This window comes from Micromonospora sp. 4G55, from assembly GCF_016803375.1.
On the sequence record NZ_JAEVHN010000654.1, the window covers coordinates 1 to 3,389 of the forward strand.

At 72.2% G+C, this 3,389-nt stretch carries 2 protein-coding genes and 1 pseudogene; 2 read left to right on the forward strand and 1 reads right to left on the reverse strand.

What is annotated here, in order from left to right; all coding sequences use genetic code 11:
* Both JNW89_RS31755 and JNW89_RS31760 read left to right on the forward strand, forming a co-directional pair.
* A pseudogene (locus JNW89_RS31755) lies at positions 1-148 on the forward strand (DUF933 domain-containing protein); the annotation flags it as partial.
* A 116-nt stretch (positions 149-264) separates the two neighbouring features.
* Positions 265-864: an alpha/beta hydrolase gene (locus JNW89_RS31760; RefSeq protein WP_238451865.1), complete on the forward strand. Its 600-nt coding sequence runs from the start codon at positions 265-267 to the stop codon at positions 862-864.
* A gap of 143 nt (positions 865-1,007) precedes the next feature.
* On the opposite strand, the gene glmS is transcribed toward JNW89_RS31760, so the two are convergent.
* Positions 1,008-2,921, reverse strand: a complete 1,914-nt coding sequence (gene glmS / locus JNW89_RS31765) for a glutamine--fructose-6-phosphate transaminase (isomerizing) (protein ID WP_238451866.1) — start codon at positions 2,919-2,921, stop codon at positions 1,008-1,010.
* Positions 2,922-3,389 lie beyond the last annotated feature (468 nt).

The following is a 3,389-nucleotide window of genomic DNA, read 5'->3' on the forward strand; positions in this document are numbered from 1 at the left end:
GCTTCGATCAAGGCCGAGGTCGTCTCCTACGCCGACCTGGTCGAGGCCGGATCGATGGCGGCGGCCAAGCGCCGGCAAGGTCCGGATCGAGGGCAAGGAGTACGTCATGCAGGACGGCGACGTGGTGGAGTTCCGCTTCAACGTCTGACTCCGGCCTGTTCCCGCAGGTCAGGCGGTTGTTTCGTTGCTCTGGGGCACACCGGGGGCACAGCCCCACGCGTCATCGACCGCGCGGCGGGTGCGTTCCTCCGAGTCGGGCATCAGGTGCTGTCCCGCTGCGCCGGCCTCGCGCCGGGGCGGGAGACGGCGGCGGTGCTCTGGCTGGACTACGACGCGCCGGACTTCCTGCCCGAGGCGGGCCGGTCCAGCCAGGCCGGGGACGCCGGGCCGGCGCTGCACCGCTTCCAGGAGGGGCTGCGCGAGACTCACGAGGGTCCGCCGGCCCGGCAGACGGTGCTGGGGCACAGCTACGGGTCGCTGGTGGTGGGCGCCGCCGCCCGGGACCACGGTCTCGACGCGGACGCCCTGGTCTTCGTGGGCTCGCCGGGAGTCGGGGTGGACCGGGCCGAGGCGCTGCGCCTGCCGCCGGAGCGGGTCTGGGCGAGCACCGCGCCGGACGACGTGATCCGGCTGGTCGAGCCGCCCGGGCAGCTCACCGGGCGAGCGGTGCTGGCGGCGTCGCCGCTGGCCACGGCGGTGTCGCTGCTCCGCCCCGACGACCACGAGCTGTGGTTCGGCCACGATCCCAGCGACCCGGGCTTCGGCGGGCGCACGTTCCCCAGCGGCCGGTACGGCCACACCGGTTACTGGGAGGCCGGCAACCCGGCGCTGGACGGGATGGCCCGGATCGTGCTCGGCCGGTGACCGGCGCCACCCGTGCCGTCGGTCGGTGCGCCGGGCCGACGCGGGCGGTCCCGGTGGTCCGGGTCGCGGCCGGGCGGGCGGAACGAGCGGACCCCGCCGGCCGTGGTCACGGCGGGCGGGGTCCGGTGGACGCGTACGTCAGATCACTCCACGGTGACCGACTTCGCCAGGTTGCGCGGCTGGTCCACGTCGTGTCCCCGGGCCGCGGCGATCTCGGCGGCGAGCACCTGCAGCGGCACGGTGGTGACCAGCGGGGCCAGCAGGGTCGGCGTACGCGGCACGTAGATCAGGTGGTCGGCGTAGCGGACGACCGCCTCGTCGCCCTCCTCCGCGATCACGATCGTCCGGGCGCCCCGGGCGCGGACCTCCTGGATGTTGGAGACGACCTTGTCGTGCAGCATGCCCCGGCCGACCGGCGACGGCACCACGCAGATGACCGGGGTGCCCTTGTCGATCAGCGAGATCGGGCCGTGCTTGAGCTCGCCGGCGGCGAAGCCCTCGGCGTGCATGTACGCCAGCTCCTTGAGCTTGAGCGCGCCCTCCAGGGCCACCGGGTAGCCGACGTGACGGCCGATGAAGAGGATGGTCGGCTCGGACTTCAGCTCGCGGGCCAGCTCGCGGACCGGCTCGATCCGGTCGAGCAGCTCGCGCAGCTTGCCCGGCATCTCCTGGAGCTGGGCGACGACCGCGCCCACCTCGTCGGCGAACTTGATCCCGCGTACCTGGGCCAGGTGCAGCCCGATCAGGTAGCAGGCGACGACCTGGGTGAGGAACGCCTTGGTGGAGGCGACGGCGATCTCCGGGCCGCCGTGCGTGTAGAGCACGGCGTCGGACTCGCGCGGGATGGTGGAGCCGTTGGTGTTGCAGATGGCCAGGACGCGGGCCTTCTGCTCCTTGGCGTGGCGCAGCGCCATCAGGGTGTCCATGGTCTCGCCGGACTGCGAGATCACCACGATCAGCGTGGACCGGTCGAGCACCGGGTCCCGGTAGCGGAACTCGCTGGCCAGCTCGACCTCGCAGGGGATGCGGGTCCAGTGCTCGATGGCGTACTTGGCGACCAGGCCGGCGTGGTACGAGGTGCCGCAGGCCACGATGAAGATCTTGTCGACGTCGCGCAGGTCCTGGTCGCTGAGGCGGACCTCGTCGAGGGCGATCTCACCGGTCTCGGTGAGCCGGCCGAGCAGCGTGTCGGCGATGGCCTGCGGCTGCTCCTCGATCTCCTTGAGCATGAACCAGTCGTAACCGCCCTTCTCGGCGGCCGACGAGTCCCAGTCGATGTGAAAGTCCTTGCCGGTGGCGGGCTGACCGGCGAAGTCGGTGATCTCGATGCTGTCGCCGGTGATCAGGACGATCTGGTCCTGGCCCAGCTCGACCGCCTCGCGGGTGTGCTCGATGAACGCGGCCACGTCGCTGGCCAGGTAGTTCTCCCCGTCGCCGCGACCCACGACCAGCGGCGAGTTGCGTCGCGCGCCGACCACCGCGCCGGGGATGCCGGCGTCGACGGCCAGCAGGGTGAAGGCGCCCTCCAGCCGCCGGCAGACGACCCGCATGGCCGAGGCCAGCAGCTGCGGGCTGTCGGCCTCGCCGGCCCCGCGCAGGTCCGCCAGCGCCGCCGACAGCAGGTGGGCGGCGCACTCGGTGTCGGTGTCGCTGGTGAACTGGACGCCGTCGGCCTCCAGCTCGGCCCGGAGCTTGGCGAAGTTCTCGATGATGCCGTTGTGGATCACGGCGACCCGGCCGTCGGGGGCCAGGTGCGGGTGGGCGTTGCGGTCGGTCGGACCGCCGTGGGTGGCCCAGCGGGTGTGCCCGATGCCGGTGGTGCCGTCCCCGATGCCGATCGGGCTGGCGGCGCAGTCGTCGGGGTTGCTGGCGGCGCGCTCGGAGAGCACCTTCTCCAGGTTGGCCAGCTTGCCGGCCTTCTTCTCGGTCAGCAGTTCGTCATCGCAGACGATCGCCACGCCGGCCGAGTCGTAGCCGCGGTACTCCAGCCGCCGCAGTCCGTCGAGCACGATGCCGAGCGCCGGGCGCGAGCCGGCGTAACCCACGATTCCACACATGGTCCGCAGCCTAACCCAGTTTCGCTCATCGCGCGTGCGCGGAAGCCCGGTAAACAATCACTGAATTTGAGCGATCGGCCGGTAACGGGCGTCCTCCGGACAACCCTGCCCGCCCGTCCGCCCGGGCCACGGGGGCCGACGGGGTTGCGGCCCCGCCCCCGGGTACGACAGTCTCTCGGCGGATCCGGCACGTCCCTCGGGCGGCCCGTTCGTCCCGTTCCCCTCGCCCGTTCCGGAGCAGCCATGTCCGACCCGTCCTCGCCCGAGCCGTCGCCGCCCGCACCGCAGCCCGAGCAGCACTCCTCCGGCCAGCAGCGCCCAGCGGCGACCGGGCCGGGACGCCACCACCGCCAGCCCGGCGACCATCAGCTGGTCCGCTGTATCCACGATTATTCTCGGTTGGATGACCCGTCGCCATAGGTCGCCAGCATCGGTATTGCTTACTTCCCGGACTGCTGCGGACATCAT

Coding starts and splice junctions, on each gene's coding strand:
- glmS (WP_238451866.1), bottom strand. CDS start 2,921: ATGTGTGGAATCGTGGGTTACGCCGGCTCGCGCCCGGCGCTCGGCATC.